This is a genomic window from Vibrio crassostreae 9ZC13 (assembly GCF_000272045.2).
Lineage (GTDB): Bacteria > Pseudomonadota > Gammaproteobacteria > Enterobacterales > Vibrionaceae > Vibrio > Vibrio crassostreae_C.
Genome location: NZ_AJYZ02000014.1, coordinates 1 through 613, shown reverse-complemented (window position 1 = coordinate 613; position 613 = coordinate 1). Strand labels below are relative to the sequence as shown.

Annotated in this window: 1 rRNA gene; it reads left to right on the top strand. The window is 53.3% G+C overall.

The features are described 5' to 3' along the window. A 16S ribosomal RNA gene (locus tag A136_RS01545) occupies positions 1-613 on the top strand; the annotation flags it as partial.

Here is a 613-nt window from a genome sequence, read left to right as displayed (position 1 = left end):
TCTTGACGTTAGCAACAGAAGAAGCACCGGCTAACTCCGTGCCAGCAGCCGCGGTAATACGGAGGGTGCGAGCGTTAATCGGAATTACTGGGCGTAAAGCGCATGCAGGTGGTTCATTAAGTCAGATGTGAAAGCCCGGGGCTCAACCTCGGAACTGCATTTGAAACTGGTGAACTAGAGTACTGTAGAGGGGGGTAGAATTTCAGGTGTAGCGGTGAAATGCGTAGAGATCTGAAGGAATACCAGTGGCGAAGGCGGCCCCCTGGACAGATACTGACACTCAGATGCGAAAGCGTGGGGAGCAAACAGGATTAGATACCCTGGTAGTCCACGCCGTAAACGATGTCTACTTGGAGGTTGTGGCCTTGAGCCGTGGCTTTCGGAGCTAACGCGTTAAGTAGACCGCCTGGGGAGTACGGTCGCAAGATTAAAACTCAAATGAATTGACGGGGGCCCGCACAAGCGGTGGAGCATGTGGTTTAATTCGATGCAACGCGAAGAACCTTACCTACTCTTGACATCCAGAGAAGCCAGCGGAGACGCAGGTGTGCCTTCGGGAACTCTGAGACAGGTGCTGCATGGCTGTCGTCAGCTCGTGTTGTGAAATGTTGGG